We start from the raw sequence: 19,386 nt of genomic DNA on the forward strand, positions 1-19,386 counted from the left end.
TGGGAGGCGCGGCGGCGTCGCCGGGCGCCGGGGTGGCGGGCGTGGGGACGGTGGCGGCTTCCGTGGCTCGGGGGCCGAGGTCTCTCCGGACCGCGGGCCCTCTGGGTAGCCCTTCGGAAATTGCTTGATCTGGAGCAACTATCGCGTCAAGCGGTCCCCCGCCGTGACCCAACGCTCCCCCGGGGCGCACCACGGTCATATGGGGCGATATCCTGCACTGAGGTCAGTGCTCACGACACGGGAGGTGAGGTCCATGGACGGTGAACCTCCCAGTCGTATGCCGCGAGGTGCCGCCCCGGCCCGGACGCGCTGAGCACGACGCCCGGCTCGGCTCGGAGGTGGCGCCGCTCCGAGCCCGCTATCCGTAAAGGACCCGCCATGTCCGAGCGCCGCCGCACCCCGCGTCCCACGAAGCGGTACCCCTGGCAGCGTCCCGCCGGGGCCGACGCCACACCGCGCCCCGCGCCGGGGCCGCGGCGCGGCGAGCCGTCGGCCGCGTCGGCCGATGGGGCCCCGCCGGACATCGACGAGCGCGGTGTGGTGGACGCCGCCGTGTACCGCGGCGGCCGCCGGGTCGGCACTCCCGATTCCCTCGCCGCCACCTACCGGCGGCTGCGCGAGGAGACGGGCGCCATGGCGTGGATCGGGCTGTACCGGCCGAGCGAGGCCGAGCTGCTCTCGCTGGCCGAGGAGTTCGATCTGCACAAGCTGGCCATCGAGGACGCTCTGGAAGCCCATCAGCGGCCCAAGCTGGAGCGCTACGGCGAGACGCTCTTCGTGGTGCTGCGCGCCGCGCGCTATCTCGACGCGCCCGAGGAGGTGGACTTCGGCGAGCTGCACGTCTTCGTGGGCCCCGACTTCGTCATCACCGTCCGGCACGGCGCCGCCCCGGACCTGTCCGCGGTGCGGGCCCGGATGGAGTCCACCCCCGAGCTGCTGGCGCTGGGCCCCGAGGCCGTGCTGTACGCGATTCTCGACGCGGCCGTGGACGGCTACGCCCCGGTGGTGGCGGGGGTGCAGAACGACATCGACGAGATCGAGACCGAGGTCTTCCGCGGCGACCCCGAGGTGTCGCGGCGCATCTATGAGCTCTCCCGCGAAATGGTGGAGTTCCAGCGCGCCACCCGCCCGCTGGTCGGGATGTTGCACGGGCTGATGGCGGGGTTCGACAAATACGGCACCGACGAGGAGCTCCAGCGCTATCTGCGGGACGTCGCCGACCACGTCACCCACACCAGCGAGCGCGTGGACGGCTTCCGCTCCGCCCTCACCGATATCCTCGCGGTCAACGCCACCCTGGTGACCCAGCAGCAGAACGCCGAGATGCGGGCGCTGGCCGAGGCGGGTTTCGAGCAGAACGAGGAGGTCAAGAAGATCTCCGCATGGGCGGCGATCCTCTTCGCGCCCACTCTGGTCGGCACCATCTACGGGATGAACTTCACCCATATGCCCGAGCTGACGTGGGTGTGGGGATACCCGTTCGCGATCCTGCTGATGGCGGTGGTCTGCGTCAGCCTGTACATCATCTTCAAACGCCGCGACTGGCTCTGACGGCGCCCCAGCCGAACCGGCTGGATCGGCGGTTCTAGGGAATCCCTCGATGAACCGCTGATTCAGCCGTTTTCCGTAGCCCCTCCCATCCGTTTGTGCTTCGATGCCGTGCGGCACGGGCAGGCGAGCGAGGGAGTGGGCGTATGGACCGGCGAGGGTTCCTCATGGGCGCGGCCGCGCTCTCCACCGCGGGGCTGGTCACCGCCATCGGCGGTGCCACGACGGCCACCGCCGCGCCGCCCAGGCTGACGGCCGCCCAGGACTGGCTGTCGGCCATCGCCGACGCCACCCCGGTCCAGCGGCTGACCCTGCCCGGAAGCCATGACTCCGGCGCCCGCTTCGGCGGTCCGTGGACGGAGTGTCAGAACACCACCATCGCCGACCAGCTGAACAGCGGCATCCGCTTCCTGGACATCCGCTGCCGCGCCTTCGAGAACGCCTTCCCCATCCACCACGGCGCCTTCTACCAGAACCTCAACTTCGACGATGTGCTCGGCGCCTGCCGCTCCTTCCTCTCCGCGCATCCGTCGGAGACCGTGCTGATGCGGGTCAAGCAGGAGTACTCGGAGGAGAGCGCCGCGGAGTTCCGCCGGATCTTCGACACCTATCTGGATGACAAGGGCTGGCGCTCGCTGTTCCGCCTGGACAACACCCTCCCCACCCTGGGCCAGGCCCGGGGCAGGGTGGTGCTGCTCGCCGACTCGGACAACATGCCGGGGGTGCGGTACGGCGACGGGTCGCTCTTCGACATCCAGGACGACTACATGGCGGAGCCGATCGGCAAGTACCCCAAGATCGAGGCGCAGTTCCGCAAGGCGGCGGCCGAGCCCGGCAAGCTGTTCATCAACTATGTGTCCACCGCCGCCCTGCTGCCGCCCCGCTCCAACTCGGACCGGCTCAACCCCCGGGTGAAGTCGTTCCTGGAGGGCGCCGAGACACAGGGCTGGACCGGGCTCGGGATCGTTCCGATGGACTTCCCGAACACCACGTCCGGCCTGGTCGACGCCCTCGTCCGGCACAATCCGGGGGGCTGACCACGGCGGTCAGCGGCCGGCGGTCCGCCGGAAGACCTTGACCGCGGGGTCCGCGTAGCGCACGAGCTCCAGCGCCTGGTCGGGGAACCACTCCCCGGCCTCGGGGTTGACCGTGCCGCGCACCGGGTCCAGGGGCCCGTCCGTGCCGCGCAGGCACCGCCCGTCCGACTGGCCCGGTGTCTTCACCCACAGCGCGGCGTCCATCAGGGCGTCGCCGGTGTGGGTGGTGGGGCGCCTGCCCAGGCCCCGCCCCGGCGGGTTGCACCACGACTGCGCGTCGATGTGCCTGTCCCTGGGGGTCCAGGGGCCCTGGCCGTTGCGGCTGGTGTCGGTGACGTAGTGCTTCATACCGGCCGGGTCGTCGGGTGCGTGGGCACGCAGCCAGCGGCGGGCGTGCCGCCGCGACCAGCTCTGGTCGGCGCACTCCTCGGGGTCCCCGCCCTCGTCGGCGTAGGCGAGGCAGGAGGAGATCAGCCGGCCGTACCAGGTGCTGTCCGGGTCGGTCTGGTAGTGGGAGACATTGAGGGCGAAGCCGGTGGCGCGGTCGATCCCGGCCTTGATCAGACGGGGCACGATGCTGCTGACGGAGTGCCAGCCGGCGTGGCCCGCGTCCAGGTACACCGACGTCTGGCCGAGCGCGGTGAGGACGTCCACCGCGTAGTTGATCTCGGAGTAGCGGGCGGCGGTCTCCGGGTCCTCGACCACCGGGGTGTCCAGCTCGTCAGGGTCGACGGAGTTCCCGGCCTCCGGGGTCACCGGGTCGGGTGTGGGGAGCGGGGGCAGCTCGGGGAGAGTGCCGGGCTGCTCGGTGGAGGGCTCGGGGGCGGGAGTCTGGGACGCGGAGGGCTCGAGGGCGGCGGGCTCCTGGACTTCCGGGGGCTGGGGCGCCGGGGTCTCGGAGGCGGCGGGCAGCGCGTCCGGAACCTGCTGCGCCGGGGTCTGCGCTGCCTCCTGGCCGGTGCCGGGGGCGGCCGATCCGGTGGGCGGGGCCGTGGAAGCGCCGGGGTCGGGCAGCGGCGGAAGTTCGGTGGGCGACTCCTCCGCGGCCGGCTGCTCCTGGGCAGCCGGTTGCCCGTCGGCAGCTGGTTGCCCATCGGCAGCTGTCTGCTCGTCCGCAGTTGTCTGCTCGTCGGCGGTTGTCTGCTCCTCGATGACGGTCTGCTGCTCGACGGCGGTCTGAGCGGCGTTCGAGGCGTCGGCGCAGTCGGAGGGCAGCAGCGCCAGCGAATCGGGTTCGAGGATGATCAGCACCTCGCGGTCGCCGATGCCCGCCGCGACGGCGTCGATCCACGCCTCGTACTCGGCGAGGCTGTCCGCTCCCCCGCTCGAATAGCTGCCGCAGTCACGGCCCGGGACGTTGTAGAGGGCGAGAACCGGCAGCCTCCCCTGCCAGTCGGCGCTCCGCGTCGTCCTGCGGACCAGCCGCTCGACCTGCTCCGGGGTCTCGTCCCCGTACCAGACCGCCTGCGGCGTCCGCACCATGGAGAGGAGCCCGGCGGAGTCGCGGAAGTCGCCCCGCCAGGCGAGCCGGGCCACCTGGCGGTAGGAGTCCCGGTCCGGAGGCGGGGCGTAGAGGCGGGTCATGCGCGAGGACTCGTCGTCGTCCTCCAGCACGGCCGCGCTCACCACGGGGCTCATCAGCAGGGGCAGGGTGGCAGCGGCCGCGACGGCCGTCGACACGGTGATGATCTTGCGTCTCTTACGCACGTGCGCACTCCAGGGGGCGGCAGGACCAAGGTCGGTTTCTGACTCTCACTCAGGAACCGGCACCCGGCAAATGAACCCTCCGCCAGCTGGCGGAGGGTTTTTCCCGCTCAGGAGTGGCCTTATGTCAGAAGATCCTTCTGTGATCTGATCTGTTTTCAGATGGCGAGGCGATCAGGCTTCAGGCGACCGAGCCGATCCGCTCCGCGGGCTCCCGCGTGTCGTGGTGGATCGGGGTCCCGGAACCCGTCAGCGGCATTCCGCTGCCGCCCCGCCGGTGTGCCACGATCTCGCCCGCGATGGACAGTGCGGTCTCCTCGGGCGTACGGGCGCCGAGGTCGAGCCCGATCGGGGCGCGCAGCCGGGCCAGCTCCGGCTCGCCCACCCCGGCCTCGCGCAGCCGCCGCAGCCGGTCCCGGTGGGTGCGGGCGGAGCCCATGGCGCCGACGTACGCCACCGGCAGCCGCAGCGCCCGCTCCAGCAGCGGCACATCGAACTTCGCGTCGTGGGTGAGCACGCACAGCACCGTGCGGGCGTCCACCTCGGTCCCGTCGAGATAGCGGTGCGGCCAGTCGACGACCACCTCGTCGGCGTCCGGGAAGCGGAGCGCGGTCGCGAAGACCGGACGGGCGTCGCAGACCGTGACGTGGTAGTTCAGGAACTTCCCGATCCGCACCAGCGCGCTCGCGAAGTCGACCGCCCCGAAGACGATCATGCGCGGCGGCGGCACGCTGGACTCGGCGAGCAGGGTGACCGGCCGCCCGCAGCGGCTCCCCTCGGCGCCGATGACCACGGTCGCGGTGCGCCCGGCGTCCAGCAGGGCGCGGGCCTCCGCGGCCGCCGTACGGTCCAGCTCGGGGTGGCCGCCCAGGGTGCCGTCCCAGCCGCCGTCGGGGTGAACGAGCAGGGCGCCACCCAGCAGCTCGGGCGGGCCGTCCACGATCCGGGCCAGCGCCGTCGTCCGGCCCTCGGCGGCGGCGGACGCCGCGGCGGCGAGCACCGGGCGCACCCGGCGGTCGGCCGCCGGGGCCGGGGTGACCAGGACATCGATGACCCCGCCGCAGGTCAGGCCGACCGCGAAGGCGTCCTCGTCGGAGTAGCCGAAGGTCTCGCGGACGGTCTCGCCGGTTTGCAGCGCCTCCTGGCACAGCTCGTACACCGCGCCCTCGACACAGCCGCCGGACACGCTGCCGATCGCCGTGCCGTCGGCGTCCACGGCGAGGGCCGCGCCGGGCTGCCGGGGCGCGCTGCCGCCCACGGAGACCACGGTGGCGACGGCGAAGTCCCGGCCCTTCTCGCACCAGCGGTGCAGCTCGGCGGCGATGTCCAGCATGGTGATCAGCTCCTTGGTGGCGGGTCTATAACCGGAACAACACATCTACCTTCCGATATCTGCCCCGGCCCGGGAGGGCGGCGGCGATGCCCTGGTCAGCGCCCGTCGATCAGGTGCTCCGGGCGGACCGGCACGCGCTTCAGGGACAGGCCCGTGGCGGCGCGGATCGCGGCGACGACGGCCGGGGTCGAGGAGAGCGTGGGCGCCTCGCCGACACCGCGCAGCCCGTACGGGGCGTTGTCGTCGGCCAGCTCCAGCACCTCCACCGGCATGGCCGGGGTGTCCAGGATGGTGGGGATCAGATAGTCCGTGAACGACGGGTTGCGCACCCGCGCCCCGTCCGGCGAGACGACGATCTCCTCCATCACGGCGAGCCCCAGCCCCTGCGCCGAACCGCCGTGGATCTGCCCGACGACCGACAGCGGGTTGAGCGCCTTGCCCACGTCCTGCGCGGCCGCCAGCTCGACCACCTTGACCAGACCCAGCTCGGTGTCCACCTCGACGACCGCGCGATGGGCGCAGAAGGAGTACTGCACATGGCCGAACCCCTGTCCGGTGCGCGGATCGAACGGCTCGGTCGGCCGGTGCCGGAACTCCCGCTCCAGCTCGATCGCCCCGTCGCCGAGGATCTCGGCGAGGTCGCCGATCACCTCGCCGCCTTCGGTGACCACCTTGCCGTCCGCCAGCCGCGGCGCCTCGGCCGCGGCCCACGCCGGGTGGGAGGCGCCGAACCGCTCGCGGCCGCGCCGCAGCACCTCCTCCCGGACCGCCTTGCAGGTGTGTTTGATGGCGCCGCCCGTCATATACGTCTGGCGGGAGGCGGAGGTGGAGCCGGCCGAGCCGACCCGGGTGTCGGCCGGGTGGAGGGTGACCCGGTCCACGCCCAGCTCGGTGCGGGCGATCTGGGCGTGCACGGTGACTCCGCCCTGGCCGACCTCGGCCATCGCGGTGTGCACCAGGGCCACCGGCTCGCCGCCGATCACCTCCAGCCGGATCCGGGCCGTGGAGTAGTCGTCGAAACCCTCGGAGAAGCCGACGTTCTTGATGCCGACCGCATAGCCCACTCCGCGCACCACGGACTCGCCGTGGGTGGTGTTGGACAGCCCGCCCGGCAGGGCCCGTACGTCCACCGGGCCGCCCGCCGCCTCCCAGACGCGCTCGGGCGGCATCGGCAGCGCCTTGACCCGGCGCAGCAGCTCGGCGACCGGGGCCGGGGAGTCGACCAGTTGCCCCGTGGGCATGGTGGCGCCCTGGGACATGGCGTTGCGCTGCCGGAACTCCACCGGGTCGAGGCCGAGCTCGGCCGCCACCGCGTCCATCTGCGCCTCGTAGGCGAAGCACGCCTGGACGGCGCCGAAGCCGCGCATCGCACCGCAGGGCGGGTTGTTGGAGTAGAGGGCGATGGCCTCGGCATCGACGTTCTCGACGACATAGGGGCCGATCGACAGGGAGGCGGCGTTGCCGACCACCGCCGGGGAGGAGGAGGCGTACGCACCGCCGTCCAGGACGATGCGGCACTGGACGTAGAGCAGGGTGCCGTCGCGGGTCGCGCCGTGTTCGTAGGTGAGCTTGGCGGGGTGGCGGTGGACATGGCCGAAGAAGGATTCGTACCGGTTGTAGACGATCTTGACGGGCCGTCCGGTGCGCAGTGCCAGCAGACATGCGTGCGCCTGCATGGACATGTCCTCGCGCGCGCCGAACGCCCCGCCCACCCCCGAAAGCGTCAGCCGCACCTTGTCCGCGGGCAGCCCGAGGACCGGGGCGAGCTGATCGCGGTCCACATGCAGCCACTGGGTGGCGATGTAGAGGTCCACACCGCCGTCCTCGGCGGGCACCGCGAGCCCCGACTCCGGGCCGAGGAACGCCTGGTCCTGCATGCCCACCTCGTAGTCCCGGCGGACCACCACATCGGCGCGGGCCCTGGCGGCGGCCACATCGCCGCGCCGGACCGGCTGCCGGTGCACGATGTTCGGATGCGGGACGTGGGCGGCGTGGTGGTCCCGGCGGCCGGGGTGGAGCAGCGGGGCGTCGGGGGCGGTGGCGGTGGCCTCGTCGACGACCAGCGGCAGCTCCTCGTACTCCACCGCGATCCGGGCGGCGGCGCGGCGGGCGGTCTCGGGGTGGTCGGCGGCGACGATCGCGACGGGCTCGCCGTGGTAGCGGACCCGGTCCTTCGCGAGCACCGGCTGGTCGCGGATCTCCAGGCCGTAGTGGGTCTCGGCGGGCAGGTCGGCGTGAGTCATCACGGCGTACACCCCGGGCAGGGCGAGCGCCTCGCCGGTGTCGATGGATCTGATCGCGGCGTGGGCGTGCGGGCTGCGCAGGGTGAAGCCCCACAGCATGTCCTCGTGCCACAGATCCGAGGAGTACGCGAACTCGCCGGTCACCTTGAGGGTGCCGTCGGGGCGCAGGGTGGACTCGCCGACGGTCCCCCTGGCGGCTCCGGTGGCCTGGGTGAGGGTGGTGGGGGCACTGGTGGTGCGGTCGGCCGCCATGGTCAGACCGCCTCCCCGGTGCGGGCGGCCGCCAGGCGGACCGCGTCCAGGATCTTCTCGTAGCCGGTGCAGCGGCAGAGGTTGCCGGAGAGCGCCTCGCGGATATCGGCGTCGGAGGGGTCGGGGTTTCGCTCCAGCAGCTCATCGGCGGCCACCAGCAGCCCCGGGGTGCAGAAGCCGCACTGGACGGCACCGGCGTCGATGAACGCCTGCTGGACCGGGGCCAGCGGGGCGGCCTGCCCGGGGCGGGATGGCTCCGGCCGCCGGGGACGGACGGCCTCGGGCTCCAGGGGGTGGCCCGCGTCAGGCCCCGCGTGACGGGCCGCATCAGGCTCGCCGGGGCGGCCCGTCCCGGGCCCCACGGGGCCGCCGACCCCGGGCTTCCCCGGGCGGGCACCCTCAGGCCCCACAGGGCGGCCGCCCCCGGGCTCCGCGGGACGCGCCATATCAGGCTCTACGGGGCGGGCCTCGGGTGCCACGGAACGGGCCGCATCAGGCCCCACGGGGCGGGTCGCCCCAGGCGCCCCAGGATGGCCCGCCTCGGGCTGCTCGTCGGCGCGGCCGACCCCGGGCCCCCCGGGGCGGGCCTCGGGCCCCCCGGGGCGGGTCGCCCCATGCGCCCCCGGGTGACCCTCCTCGGGCTCACCGGGGCAGACGGCTCCAGCCGCTTGCGTGAACCGCTGCCGTGCGTGGTCGGCGAGCCCCTCGACGGTGACCACCTCGCGGCCCTCGGCCTGCCCCGCCGCCACCAGGCACGCGCACACCGGCACCCCGTCGAGGCGGACCGTGCAGGAACCGCATTCGCCCTGCTCACAGGCGTTCTTCGAACCGGGAAGCCCCATCCGCTCGCGCAGCACGTACAGCAGGGACTCGCCCTCCCAGACGTCATCGGCCGCATACGGCCGCCCGTTGACCGTGATGTTCACGCGCACTGTGCGGTCCTCCCGTCTCCCTCGCGATACGCCTCCCAGGTCCAGCCGAGCGTGCGGCGCGCCATGACCCCCACCGCGTGGCGGCGGTAGGCGGCGGTGCCGCGTACGTCGTCGATCGGACGGCACGCCCCGGCGCACAGCTCGGCGAACCGCCGGGCCACCGACGGGGCGAGGGGCGCGCCGCTGTCCCAGAAGCCGCCCTCCTCGAGCGCCCCGCCCAGGAACTCCTCGGCCTCCCTGGCCCGTACGGGCGTGGGCGCGGCCGATCCGATGCCGGTGCGCACGGTGCGGGTGCGCGGATGGAGCGCGACGGCGAAGGCGCAGACCGCGATCACCATGGCGTTACGGGTGCCGACCTTGGAGAACTGCTGCGGACCGTCCGCCTTCCGGATGTGCACCGCCCGGATCAGCTCATCGGGCGCCAGGGCATGCCGTTTGACCCCGGTGAAGAACTCCTCCACCGGAATGAGCCGGGTGCCGCGCACCGACGCCGCCTCCACCTCGGCCCCGGCCGCGAGCAGCGCGGGATGGGCGTCCCCGGCGGGCGAGGCGGCGCCGAGGTTGCCGCCGACGGTGCCGCGGTTGCGGATCTGCGGTGAGCCGACGGTGTGCGCGGCGAGCGCCAGCCCCGGCAGCTCGGCCCGGAGCTCCTCGATGATCCGGGTGTACGGGACCCCGGCGCCCAGCCGGACCGTACGGTCGGTGACCTCCCATTCGGCCAGCTCGGCGACGCGGGTCAGATCGAGCAGGTACTCGGGCCGCCGATGATCGAAGTTGATCTCGACCATCACATCGGTGCCGCCCGCGATGGGCACGGCGGTGGGGTGCTCGGCCTTCGCGGCGAGCGCCTCCTCCCAGCCGGCGGGGCGCAGGAAGTCCATGGGTCTCTCTTCTCGAATCGTCGGCGTGGCGTGGGCGGGAGGGAGCGCCCTCCCAGAACTCTGCACACGGCTCACCGCCAGTAGACCGAGGTGTGGGCCACCTGGTGCAGTCACCGAAGACATGAAGCAATTGGCTGGCCAGGCGGCGGGTCTTGTAGATTCGAACGAACGGCGGGGACCGGAAACCTCGCGGTATTCGACCGGCAACACGGAACAAGATCGGCTGGCATCACATGCGGCTGCGCGCACTGCTGGAGAACGACAGCCTGGGACTGCGGCTGCTCGGCGGCGAGGACGAGCTGGACCGCACCGTGCGCGGCGTGATGACCACCGATCTGCGCGACCCCAGCCGCTATCTCTCCGGCGGTGAGCTGGTGCTGACCGGGCTCGCCTGGCGGCGTGAACCGGAGGACTCCGAGCGGTTCGTCCGCATCCTCGCGGCGGCCGGGGTGACGGGGCTGGCGGCGGGCGAGGCCGAGCTGGGCGCCGTGCCCGAGGATCTGGTGCTGGCCTGCGGACGGCATCGGCTGCCGCTGTTCTCCGTGGTCGAGGATGTCGCGTTCGCCACGATCACCGAGCATGTGGTGCGCCAGGTCTCCGGTGAGCGCGCGGGGGATCTGGCGGCGGTCGTCGACCGCCACCGCCGACTGATGACGTCCGGGCCCGCGGGCGGCGGCCCCGAGGTGGTCCTGGATCTGCTCCGCTCGGACCTGGACCTGGCCGCGTGGGTGCTCTCCTCCACCGGCCGCCGGATCGCCGGGCCCACCGCCGCCGGAGCGGCCCCCGAGCCGCCCGCGGAGGTCCGCGCCCGGCTGGCGGGCGAGCAGCTGGCCGCCCTGCGCGAGGGGCGGCGCGGCCCGCACCGGATGACCGGCGCGGACGGCGTCACGTACTCCCTCTTCCCCATCCGCAGCGGCGACACCGGCGACGATGTGCGCGAGACCGTGCTGTCCGACTGGCTGCTGGTGGTCGGCGCGGACGCCGACGAATGGCCGGAGGAGCGGCTGGATCTGCTCCATGGGGTCACCCAGCTGATCGCGGTCGAGCGCGACCGGCGGAACGCGTCCCGCACGGTGCGGCGCAGACTCGCCCAGGAGGTGCTGGAGCTGGTCCAGACGGGCGCGCCGCCCGCCGAGGTGGCGGCCAGGCTGCGGGTGGCCGCCCCGGTGCTGCTGCCGGGGCTCGGCACGGCGCCGCACTGGCAGGTGGTGGTGGCCCGGGTGGAGTGGGGCGTCACCGCGGCGGAGGGGAACGGCGGGGGCGGCGGGGCACGGGAGGGTGTCGCACGGGAGGGTGTCGCACGGGAGAGCGGGGCGCGGCAGAACGGGGCGCGGCAGAGCGGCGTACGCGAGGGCGGCAGGGAGGGCTCAGCCCCCGGCGGCCGGGTCGCCCAGTCGCTGCTGGAGGAGATCCTGGTCGACCCGTATGCGTCCGGGCCCGAGCCCTCGGACCGGATCGCCGTGGCGTACACCGGCGACGAGGCGGTGGCGCTGGTCCCGCTCCCGGCACTCGCCGACGGCCCGTACGACGGCGGCGTGGACGCCGAGGGGCTGCACGCCGACGCGCTGCTGGCCGCCGTCCGGGAGCCGCTCTCCCGCGGCCTGGACGGCGACGGCCGGCTGACCCTCGGCGTGAGCGCCGCCGTCCACTCCGCGGACGGGCTGCGCGGCGCCCTGGAGGAGGCCCGGCACGCCCGGCGCGTCGCCGCCGCGCGCCCCGGGCGGGTGTGCGCGGCCGGCCACCAGGAGCTGGCCTCGCACGTTCTGCTGCTCCCCTTCGTCCCGGACGATGTGCGGCGCGCCTTCACCGCCCGGCTGCTGGATCCGCTGCGCGAGTACGACCGGCGCCATCGGGCCGAGCTGATCCCGACCCTGGAGGCGTTCCTGGACTGCGACGGCTCCTGGACGCGCTGCGCCGCCCGGCTGCATCTGCACGTCAACACCTTGCGCTACCGGGTCGGCCGGATCGAGCAGCTCACCGGGCGCGACCTGTCACGCCTCGAGGACAAACTGGACTTCTTCCTCGCACTGCGCATGAGCTGACGCGCCGCGAAAGCGCCCCGAGAACACCCCATCTGCCCCCAGTGCGGCGTCACCCTTGCCAGGGGTTTGTGAATTCATTCACACCAACCTCTTGGCCGGGCCCTCGCATTCATGCTGAGATTCGCCCACAGCTTCCGGCTCGATGGCGCGCTTGGGGAGGGCAATGTGGCGGACACCGCCATGTCACCACCTGGATCGTCAGATCCCCATTCCGAGGTACGAACGGGGCGCGGGCTCGACCCGCTCGTGGACGACCCACTCGACACGGCGGTATGGCGGCTGCGTTCGCGCGGCTGTTGGAAGGACGCCGCCGAGCTGCTGACACCACACGCGGTGGACGACGCCTCGGCGGCGCTCAAGCGCAGCGCCGTCCTGATCGAACGGTGCATGTACACCTCCGCGGGCTGGGACGCGGCCGAGGACGCCCTGCGGGCGGCCGAGGCGCTCGCGCTCACCGACACCGAGCGGGGCGCGACCGCGTGCGAGCGGGGCTATCTGGCGTACGCGTCCACGCTGCTCGGGGTGCGGGACCGGGCCGACGAGGCGCGGACCGCGCTCGGCCGCGCCGCCGCGCTGCTCTCACCGGGTTCCGCGATCCGGCCGCTGCTGGACTTCCGGCGCGGGCTGATCTCCCAGCACCTCGCCCACAATCCGACCGGCGCGACGGCCGCCTTCCAGCGCGCCCACGCGGGCGCGGCGGCCCACGGCGACACCCTGCTCCGCTCGTTCACCTGGCGCCATCTGGCCGCCATGGCGGAGGCCGACGGCGATCTGCCGGACGCCCGGCACGGCTTCGCCGAGTCGCTGCGGATCCGGGAGGAGCTGGGCTATCTGGTCGGCATCGCCCCGGCCCTGGCCGCCCTGGCCGATGTCGAACCCGACCCTGAGGAGGCCACCCGCCTGCGCACCGAGGCGGGCCGTCTGGTCCGCCTCCTGGGCGGCGTCCCGGTCTGGCTCGCGGAACAGCTGGCCCCCACGGACACCGTCGACTGACCCGGCCCGGCCCCGGGGCGAGCACACCGCGCCCCGGGGCGCTCCGGCTCAGGCCGAAGAGGTGGCCGAGGGAGGTCGCTCGGGTGGGGTCGAGGTGGTGCTGAGATGGCCCGGGGCCGTACGCGGGGGCTCGTACGCCCTCGCCGAGCCCCTCGGACGGCCGGGGCCCAGCGGCCCTCAGACCGTCGGGGCGAAGTGGGCGCGGGTGAGGTGTTCGACCGTGTCGAGGTCGCGGGCGACGAGGGCGTCGAGCAGGGCCATGTGCTCCTCCGCGTCGGCGACCAGGTCGGCGGTGCGGGTGGTCCGGCCGCAGGCCAGGGGCCACTGGGCGCGGCGGTGCAGATCGTCGGTGACGATCACGAGCTGCTGGTTTCCGGCCAAACCGAGCACGGTCTGGTGGAAGGTGCGGTCCGACTCCAGGTAGGCGGCCCGGTCGCCCCTCACGGCGGCCGCGGCCGTGGCCTCGGCGAAGGGCCGCAGCCCGGCCCAGCGCTCGGGCGCGATCACCTCGGCCAGGCTGAGCAACACCGGGACCTCGAGCAGCGCCCGCACCTCGGCCAGCTCGGCCAGCTCGCGCTCGCTGCGGCGGGCGACCCGGAAGCCCCGGTTGGGCACGACCTCGACGGCGCCCTCGCCCGCGAGCTGCTGCATGGCCTCCCGTACGGGGGTGGGGGAGACGCCGAAGCGCTCGGCAAGGACCGGGGCGGAGTACACCTCGCCCGGGGTCAGCTCACCGCCGGCCAGCGCGTCCCGCAGGGCGTCCAGGATCTGGCCGCGCACCGAGTGGCGGCGCGGGGACCTGCGTGCCGAGGGCGCGCCGCAGGAGGGCGGCCGCTCCATCGCCACGTGTGCTTCGGACTGCTCCACTCCGGTCCTCCTGACATCCCATCGAACGATATGCGGAGGCCGCCCCGGGGCAAAGCCCGTAAACATCATTTAAGGTCGCAGTAACGTTGCTCCGTGTACACGGACAGTATGCCGACCGCCATGCCGATCGGTCGGATTACCCGCGATCGGGTTCCGTGAATAGAATCAAGCCGCTTGCACAGCGCGAGTGTTCGGATCGCATCGCACCTATACGCGTGTCCCCCCGCCTACTTGGCGGCCTCTTGTCCCAAAACCGCTCGAGGCCCGGCAGGATTCCGCCAGGATGTCGCGCGCGGTAGGCCGCACTGCGGCCGGAACTTCATGGAAGCCAATCAAGGGGCACCGGATGAGACTGACCGACATATCGCTGGTCCTGCCAGTCGTCGTAGCGCTCGCCGGCGTCGTGGGGGCGGCGGTTGTCCTCGCGCGCGGCCGACGGAAGAAGGACGAGAGCGTCACGACCGACTCATGGGAGCGCAGCGAGGAGCGTCGGCGCCGTAAGGAGGCCATCTATGGGATGGCCGCCTATGTTCTGCTGTTCTGCTGTGCCGGGGTGGCCGCCGCGCTCTCCTTCCAGGGCCTGGTGGGCTTCGGACGGGAGAACCTGGCGCTGACCAACGGCTGGGAGTACCTGGTGCCGTTCGGTCTCGACGGCGCGGCGATGTTCTGCTCGGTGCTGGCGGTGCGGGAGGCCAGCCACGGTGACGCGGCGCTCGGCTCGCGCATGCTGGTGTGGCTGTTCGCGGGCGCGGCGGCCTGGTTCAACTGGGTGCACGCACCGCGCGGCATGGGCCACGCGGGCGCTCCGCAGTTCTTCGCGGGCATGTCGCTCTCGGCGGCGGTCCTCTTCGACCGGGCCCTGAAGCAGACCCGCCGGGCGGCGCTGCGCGAGCAGGGCCTGGTGCCGCGGCCGCTGCCGCAGATCCGCGTCGTCCGCTGGCTGCGCGCTCCGCGCGAGACCTTCGCCGCATGGTCGCTGATGCTGCTGGAGGGCGTGCGGACGCTGGACGAGGCGGTCGAGGAGGTCCGCGAGGACCGGCGCGAGAAGGAAGACAACCGCGCCCGCCGGCGCGATCAGGAGAAGCTGGACCGGGCCCGGATCCGGGCGATCAACCGGCAGCACCGGATGTGGGGCCGTCGCGGCGGCCGTCAGGTGGAGGTCACCGCCGCCACCCCGCCGCCCGCGCAGCTCGGTTCGGAGCCTGCCATGGGCGAGAACGTGCTGGAGACCGCCGGGGTCCCGGAGCAGGCCCAGCTGGCCGGGGCCTCCGCCCGGCCCGCTCTGCGGTCCGCGCGCGGCGCCGAGTCCGCCACCGGCGACCTGGGCCATGACCGGGACAAGGGCCGCGAACGGGATTTCAGCTTCGGCTTCGGTGAGAAGGACAAGGACGCCGAGGCCGACAGTCCCCGTACCATCGATCTCACCGCCGAGGACGACACCCTCACCATCCCGCGGCTGGACTCCCTCGAGGAGAAGCTGGCGCAGATCGAGCGCGCCTTCGGCTGAGCGGGCCGAGCGGGTGGCCGGGGCGGGGGCACATGTCCCCGCCCGCCGCCCGGCGGGTCCATGAACGCGCCATCGCACCGCACCTCCGCGGGGCGCGGCTACGGAACGCCTTCGGCTTCGAGTTCGAACCACAGGACCTTGCCCACCCCGTGCGCCCGCACGCCCCAGGCGTCCGCGAGCGTATGCACCAACAGCAGTCCCCGCCCGGATGTGCTGTCCTCGGCGGGCCGGTCGCGCAGCGTCGGGTGCCGGGACACGAAGTCCCGCACCTCCACCCGTAATCGCCCGGTGACGCGCGCGCCCGGCCCGTCCCCCAGCGCGGCCGTGATCCGCGCACCCCGGTCGGTGTGCACCAGCGCGTTGGTCACCAGCTCGCTGGTGAGCAGCTCGGCCAGATCGGTGCGGCCGGGCCCGCCCCAGTGCCGCAGCATCTCGCGCAGCTCCGCGCGGACCCGCGCCACCGCCGCGAGGTCGCCGCGCGCCAATCGCTTGGTCAGCGCCGGGCCACGCTCCGCCGGGACGGCCCCAGCGGTCTCCGGGGCGACCCCCGCGGTCCCCGCTGCCCGCGGAACGGCGTCCGCGGATCCGGGAACAGCCCCCGCGGCCTTCGGCCTCGCATCCGGTCTGCCGCTCCCCCGGCCCGACCGTACAGGCTGACGCTTCATCCTCCCCCGCCCCGGCCGCCCCGAGGTGACGGCCAGCGTCGAATGTCGTCGAACACGCTCACGGAAATGCATGCCCGCGTGTTGCCCCCTACACACCGAGGGAAATGTTCGATGTGATCCGCTGAGTGATCCATCGAGCGCGAGCCGAGGAGCCGTGATGCACGACGACCGACCACTGGTGGAGGGGCGCCTGGACCGCGCGCTGCGCCAGTTCATCAGGCCCGCCCAGTACACGGCCCGGGTGCCGCTGACCCTCTCCGCATGGCGCACCCCCGGTGAGCCGGTGCCGGTCGCGGAGGCGCTGGCGGGCACGTACGAGCCGTTCACCACCGGCACGGACTGGGGCAGTCCGTGGTCGACCTGGTGGTTCCGGCTGGAGGGCGCGGTGCCCGAGGAGTGGGCGGGGCGGCGGGTGGAGGCCGTCATCGACCCGGGCTTCACCGACGACGGCCCGGGGTTCCAGGCCGAGGGGCTGGTGTACGACGCGGAGGGGGTGCCGATCAAGGGCATCCATCCGCGCAACCGCCATATCCCGGTCGCGGCCCCGGCGGCCGGTGGCGAGCCCGTACGACTGCTGCTGGAGGCCGCCGCCAATCCGTCCGTGCTGCGCGACGGCTTCACCCCGACCCGGCTCGGCGATGTGCTGACCGCCGGGGACGAGCCGCTGTACCGCTTCGCCTCGGCCGAGCTGGCCGTCCTCGACGAGACCGTCTGGCATCTGGTCCTGGACATCGAGGTGCTGTCGGAGCTGATGCGCGAGCTGCCGCGGGACCGGCCGCGCCGCCATGAGATCCTGCGCGCCCTGGAGAACGCGCTGGACGCGCTCGATCTGCACGATGTCCCCGCCACCGCGGCCGCCGCCCGCGCCGAGCTGACCGAGGTGCTGAGCCGTCCCGCGCACGCGAGCGCGCACCGGGTCTCGGCGGCCGGGCACGCCCATATCGACTCGGCGTGGCTGTGGCCGCTGCGCGAGACGGTGCGCAAGGCGTCCCGTACCTTCGCCAATGTCACCGCGCTCGCGGGCGAGTACCCGGAGCTGGTCTTCGCCTGCTCACAGGCGCAGCAGTACGCCTGGGTCAAGGAGAACCAGCCGCACATCTGGGAGCGGATCAAGAAGGCGGTGGCGGACGGCAACTGGGCGCCGGTGGGCTCGATGTGGGTCGAGTCGGACGCCAATATGCCCGGCGGTGAGGCGCTGGCCCGGCAGATCGTGCACGGCAAGCGGTTCTTCCTGGAGGAGCTGGGGGTGGACACCGAGGAGATATGGCTGCCGGACTCCTTCGGCTACACCGCCGCCTTCCCGCAGCTCGCCAAGTTGGCGGGGGTGAGGTGGTTCCTCACCCAGAAGCTGTCGTGGAACCAGTCCAACAAGATGCCGCACCACAGCTTCTGGTGGGAGGGCATCGACGGCACCCGGGTCTTCACCCACTTCCCGCCGGTGGACACCTACAACGCCCAATTCAGCGCCGCCGAACTCGCCCACGCCGAGCGGAACTTCGCCGACAAGGGGCTGGCCACGCGCTCGCTGGTGCCCTTCGGCTACGGCGACGGCGGTGGCGGCCCGACCCGCGAGATGATGGAGAAGGCGCGGCGGCTCGCCTCCCTGGAGGGCTCGCCGACCGTCGAGATCCAGCCACCTTCGGCGTTCTTCACGGAGGCCGAGCGGGAGTACGGGGCCAAGGCGCCGGTGTGGTCGGGCGAGCTGTATCTGGAGCTGCACCGGGCCACGTACACCACCCAGGCCAAGACCAAACAGGGCAACCGGCGCAGCGAGCATCTGCTGCGGGAGGCCGAGCTGTGGGCCACCGCCGCCGCGCTGCACACACCCGGCTACGCCTATCCGTACGACGCCCTGGACCGGATCTGGAAGACGGTGCTGCTGCACCAGTTCCACGACATCCTGCCCGGCTCGTCGATCGCCTGGGTGCACCGCGAGGCGCGGGACACCTACGAGATGGTCTTCGCCGAGCTGGAGGGGATCGTCGCGGAGGCGGTGGCGGCGCTGGGCGGCGGCGGACCCACCGTTCTCAACGCCTCGCCGTACGAGCGCGAGGAGATCGCCGTCCTGGACGCGGAGACCGCGGCCGCCCTGCCGTCGGGGGCCCCGGTCCAGCCGCTGGACGAGGGCCGTACGGCGGTCGCGGTGCGGGTCGCCGGGCTGGGCGCGGCACCCCTGGGCGCCGCCCCGCGGGCCGCGGCCGCCACCAGTGGCGCACCCCATGGGGCACCGCCGGTGACCGCCCTGAGCGACGGCCAGTCCATCGTCCTGGACAACGACCGGCTGCGGGTGACCATCGACGCCGAGGGGCTGCTGACCTCGGTACTGGACCTGGACGCGAGCCGTGAGGTGCTGGCCCCGGGCTCCCGCGGCAACCTCCTCCAGCTCCACCCCGACCACCCCAACCACTGGGACGCCTGGGACATCGACCGGCACTACCGCCGCTCCCACACCGATCTGACCGGCGCCGAGTCCGTCGAGCTGATCGAGTCCGGCCCGCTGCGCGCCACGGTCCGGGTCATACGGTCCTTCGGCGCCTCCCGCATCACCCAGGAGCTGACGCTGGCCGCGGGCGACCGGCGTCTCGACATCGCCACGGAGGTGGACTGGCAGGAGTCGGAGAAGGTCCTCAAGGCGGCGTTCCCGCTGGACATCCACGCCAAGGTGTCCACCGCGGAGATCCAGTTCGGCCATGTGGACCGCGCCACCCACACCAACACCAGCTGGGACGCGGCCCGGTTCGAGATCTGCGCACACCGCTGGCTGCGGGTCGCCGAGCCCGGGTACGGGACGGCGGTGCTCAACGACTCCACGTACGGCCACGATGTGACCCGTACGGCGCATGACACGGGCGAGGGCACCGACAGCGCGGGCGAGGGCGAGGTGCTGGGCACCACCGTGCGGCTCACCCTGCTGCGCGCCCCGCACAGCCCCGACCCGGAGACCGACCTGGGCGTCCACCGCTTCCGCTACGCCCTGCTGCCGGGCGCGGGCGTCGCCGAGGCGGTGGCCGAGGGACTCGCCCTCAACCTGCCGCTGCGCACCGTGCCCGCCGGACCGGCCGAGCGGGCGCCAGTGGTGTCGGTGGACAACCCCGCGATCACGATCGAGTCGGTCAAGCTGGCCGAGGACCGCAGCGGCGATGTGGTGGTGCGGCTGTACGAGTCCCAGGGCGGCCGGGCGGCGGGCACGCTGGTCACCGGCTTCCCGGTGCTCGGGGCGGATGTGACGGACCTGCTGGAGCGGCCACTCCACGAGGCGGCCACGGGCCCGGGCGGGCTGACCCTGGCCCTGCGCCCGCACCAGATCCTCACGCTGCGGCTGCGGCCGGTGGGGTGAGGGGCTGACGGCCGGGGCTTCCCGGCCGGCCGGGGCTCGGAAGTC

Annotated in this window: 12 protein-coding genes and 2 pseudogenes; 6 read left to right on the forward strand and 8 right to left on the reverse strand. The window is 73.2% G+C overall.

Annotation, left to right across the window (positions count from 1 at the left end):
- Positions 1-378: 378 nt before the first annotated feature.
- Positions 379-1,551: a magnesium and cobalt transport protein CorA gene (locus NQU54_RS26235; RefSeq protein WP_257633269.1), complete on the forward strand. Its 1,173-nt coding sequence runs from the start codon at positions 379-381 to the stop codon at positions 1,549-1,551.
- A 143-nt stretch (positions 1,552-1,694) separates the two neighbouring features.
- Positions 1,695-2,585 (forward strand): phosphatidylinositol-specific phospholipase C, encoded by an 891-nt coding sequence (locus NQU54_RS26240; RefSeq protein ID WP_257633270.1) that lies wholly within the window; start codon positions 1,695-1,697, stop codon positions 2,583-2,585.
- 9 nt (positions 2,586-2,594) lie between these two features.
- On the opposite strand, the gene NQU54_RS26245 is transcribed toward NQU54_RS26240, so the two are convergent.
- From NQU54_RS26245 to NQU54_RS26270, 6 genes and pseudogenes are all read right to left on the reverse strand, one after another.
- Positions 2,595-4,292 (reverse strand): glycoside hydrolase family 6 protein, encoded by a 1,698-nt coding sequence (locus NQU54_RS26245; RefSeq protein ID WP_257633271.1) that lies wholly within the window; start codon positions 4,290-4,292, stop codon positions 2,595-2,597.
- 178 nt (positions 4,293-4,470) lie between these two features.
- Positions 4,471-5,622, reverse strand: coding sequence for an XdhC family protein (locus NQU54_RS26250; protein WP_257633272.1), 1,152 nt, complete (start codon positions 5,620-5,622; stop codon positions 4,471-4,473).
- A gap of 95 nt (positions 5,623-5,717) precedes the next feature.
- On the reverse strand, positions 5,718-8,117 hold the full coding sequence (gene pucD / locus NQU54_RS26255) for a xanthine dehydrogenase subunit D (RefSeq protein ID WP_257633273.1): 2,400 nt from the start codon (positions 8,115-8,117) through the stop codon (positions 5,718-5,720).
- A 2-nt stretch (positions 8,118-8,119) separates the two neighbouring features.
- Positions 8,120-8,350, reverse strand: a pseudogene (locus NQU54_RS26260) ((2Fe-2S)-binding protein); the annotation flags it as partial.
- Between the two features lie 426 nt (positions 8,351-8,776).
- Positions 8,777-9,049 (reverse strand): annotated as a pseudogene (locus NQU54_RS26265) ((2Fe-2S)-binding protein); the annotation flags it as partial.
- Positions 9,040-9,930, reverse strand: a complete 891-nt coding sequence (locus tag NQU54_RS26270) for an FAD binding domain-containing protein (RefSeq protein WP_069867107.1) — start codon at positions 9,928-9,930, stop codon at positions 9,040-9,042. The pseudogene NQU54_RS26265 and the gene NQU54_RS26270, both read right to left, overlap by 10 nt.
- A gap of 233 nt (positions 9,931-10,163) precedes the next feature.
- Here NQU54_RS26270 and NQU54_RS26275 point away from each other — a divergent pair, with 233 nt between their 5' ends.
- Positions 10,164-11,972 (forward strand): PucR family transcriptional regulator, encoded by a 1,809-nt coding sequence (locus NQU54_RS26275; protein ID WP_257633274.1) that lies wholly within the window; start codon positions 10,164-10,166, stop codon positions 11,970-11,972.
- 111 nt (positions 11,973-12,083) lie between these two features.
- Positions 12,084-12,965 carry a hypothetical protein gene (locus NQU54_RS26280; RefSeq protein ID WP_257633275.1) on the forward strand — a complete coding sequence of 294 codons (882 nt, stop codon included), beginning with the start codon at positions 12,084-12,086 and terminating at the stop codon, positions 12,963-12,965.
- 177 nt (positions 12,966-13,142) lie between these two features.
- Here the strand turns inward: NQU54_RS26280 and NQU54_RS26285 are convergent, their stop codons facing one another.
- Entirely contained in the window at positions 13,143-13,832 is a 690-nt protein-coding gene (locus NQU54_RS26285; RefSeq protein ID WP_372506034.1) for a GntR family transcriptional regulator, read from the reverse strand.
- Between the two features lie 346 nt (positions 13,833-14,178).
- Here NQU54_RS26285 and NQU54_RS26290 point away from each other — a divergent pair, with 346 nt between their 5' ends.
- Positions 14,179-15,339 carry a DUF2637 domain-containing protein gene (locus tag NQU54_RS26290; protein ID WP_257633276.1) on the forward strand — a complete coding sequence of 387 codons (1,161 nt, stop codon included), beginning with the start codon at positions 14,179-14,181 and terminating at the stop codon, positions 15,337-15,339.
- Positions 15,340-15,437: 98 nt separating this feature from the next.
- Here NQU54_RS26290 and NQU54_RS26295 read toward each other — a convergent pair whose 3' ends face one another.
- Complete coding sequence (locus NQU54_RS26295; RefSeq protein ID WP_372506035.1) at positions 15,438-15,824, reverse strand: ATP-binding protein; 387 nt, start codon at positions 15,822-15,824, stop codon at positions 15,438-15,440.
- A 337-nt stretch (positions 15,825-16,161) separates the two neighbouring features.
- Here NQU54_RS26295 and NQU54_RS26300 point away from each other — a divergent pair, with 337 nt between their 5' ends.
- Positions 16,162-19,341 (forward strand): alpha-mannosidase, encoded by a 3,180-nt coding sequence (locus NQU54_RS26300; protein WP_257633277.1) that lies wholly within the window; start codon positions 16,162-16,164, stop codon positions 19,339-19,341.
- Positions 19,342-19,386 lie beyond the last annotated feature (45 nt).

The organism is Streptomyces malaysiensis subsp. samsunensis, assembly GCF_024519315.1.
In the GTDB taxonomy this organism is placed as follows: Bacteria; Actinomycetota; Actinomycetes; order Streptomycetales; family Streptomycetaceae; genus Streptomyces; species Streptomyces malaysiensis.

Coding starts and splice junctions, on each gene's coding strand:
- NQU54_RS26235 (WP_257633269.1), top strand. CDS start 379: ATGTCCGAGCGCCGCCGCACCCCGCGTCCCACGAAGCGGTACCCCTGG.
- NQU54_RS26240 (WP_257633270.1), top strand. CDS start 1,695: ATGGACCGGCGAGGGTTCCTCATGGGCGCGGCCGCGCTCTCCACCGCG.
- NQU54_RS26250 (WP_257633272.1), bottom strand. CDS start 5,622: ATGCTGGACATCGCCGCCGAGCTGCACCGCTGGTGCGAGAAGGGCCGG.
- pucD (WP_257633273.1), bottom strand. CDS start 8,117: ATGGCGGCCGACCGCACCACCAGTGCCCCCACCACCCTCACCCAGGCC.
- NQU54_RS26270 (WP_069867107.1), bottom strand. CDS start 9,930: ATGGACTTCCTGCGCCCCGCCGGCTGGGAGGAGGCGCTCGCCGCGAAG.
- NQU54_RS26275 (WP_257633274.1), top strand. CDS start 10,164: ATGCGGCTGCGCGCACTGCTGGAGAACGACAGCCTGGGACTGCGGCTG.
- NQU54_RS26280 (WP_257633275.1), top strand. CDS start 12,084: ATGCTGAGATTCGCCCACAGCTTCCGGCTCGATGGCGCGCTTGGGGAG.
- NQU54_RS26290 (WP_257633276.1), top strand. CDS start 14,179: ATGAGACTGACCGACATATCGCTGGTCCTGCCAGTCGTCGTAGCGCTC.
- NQU54_RS26300 (WP_257633277.1), top strand. CDS start 16,162: ATGCACGACGACCGACCACTGGTGGAGGGGCGCCTGGACCGCGCGCTG.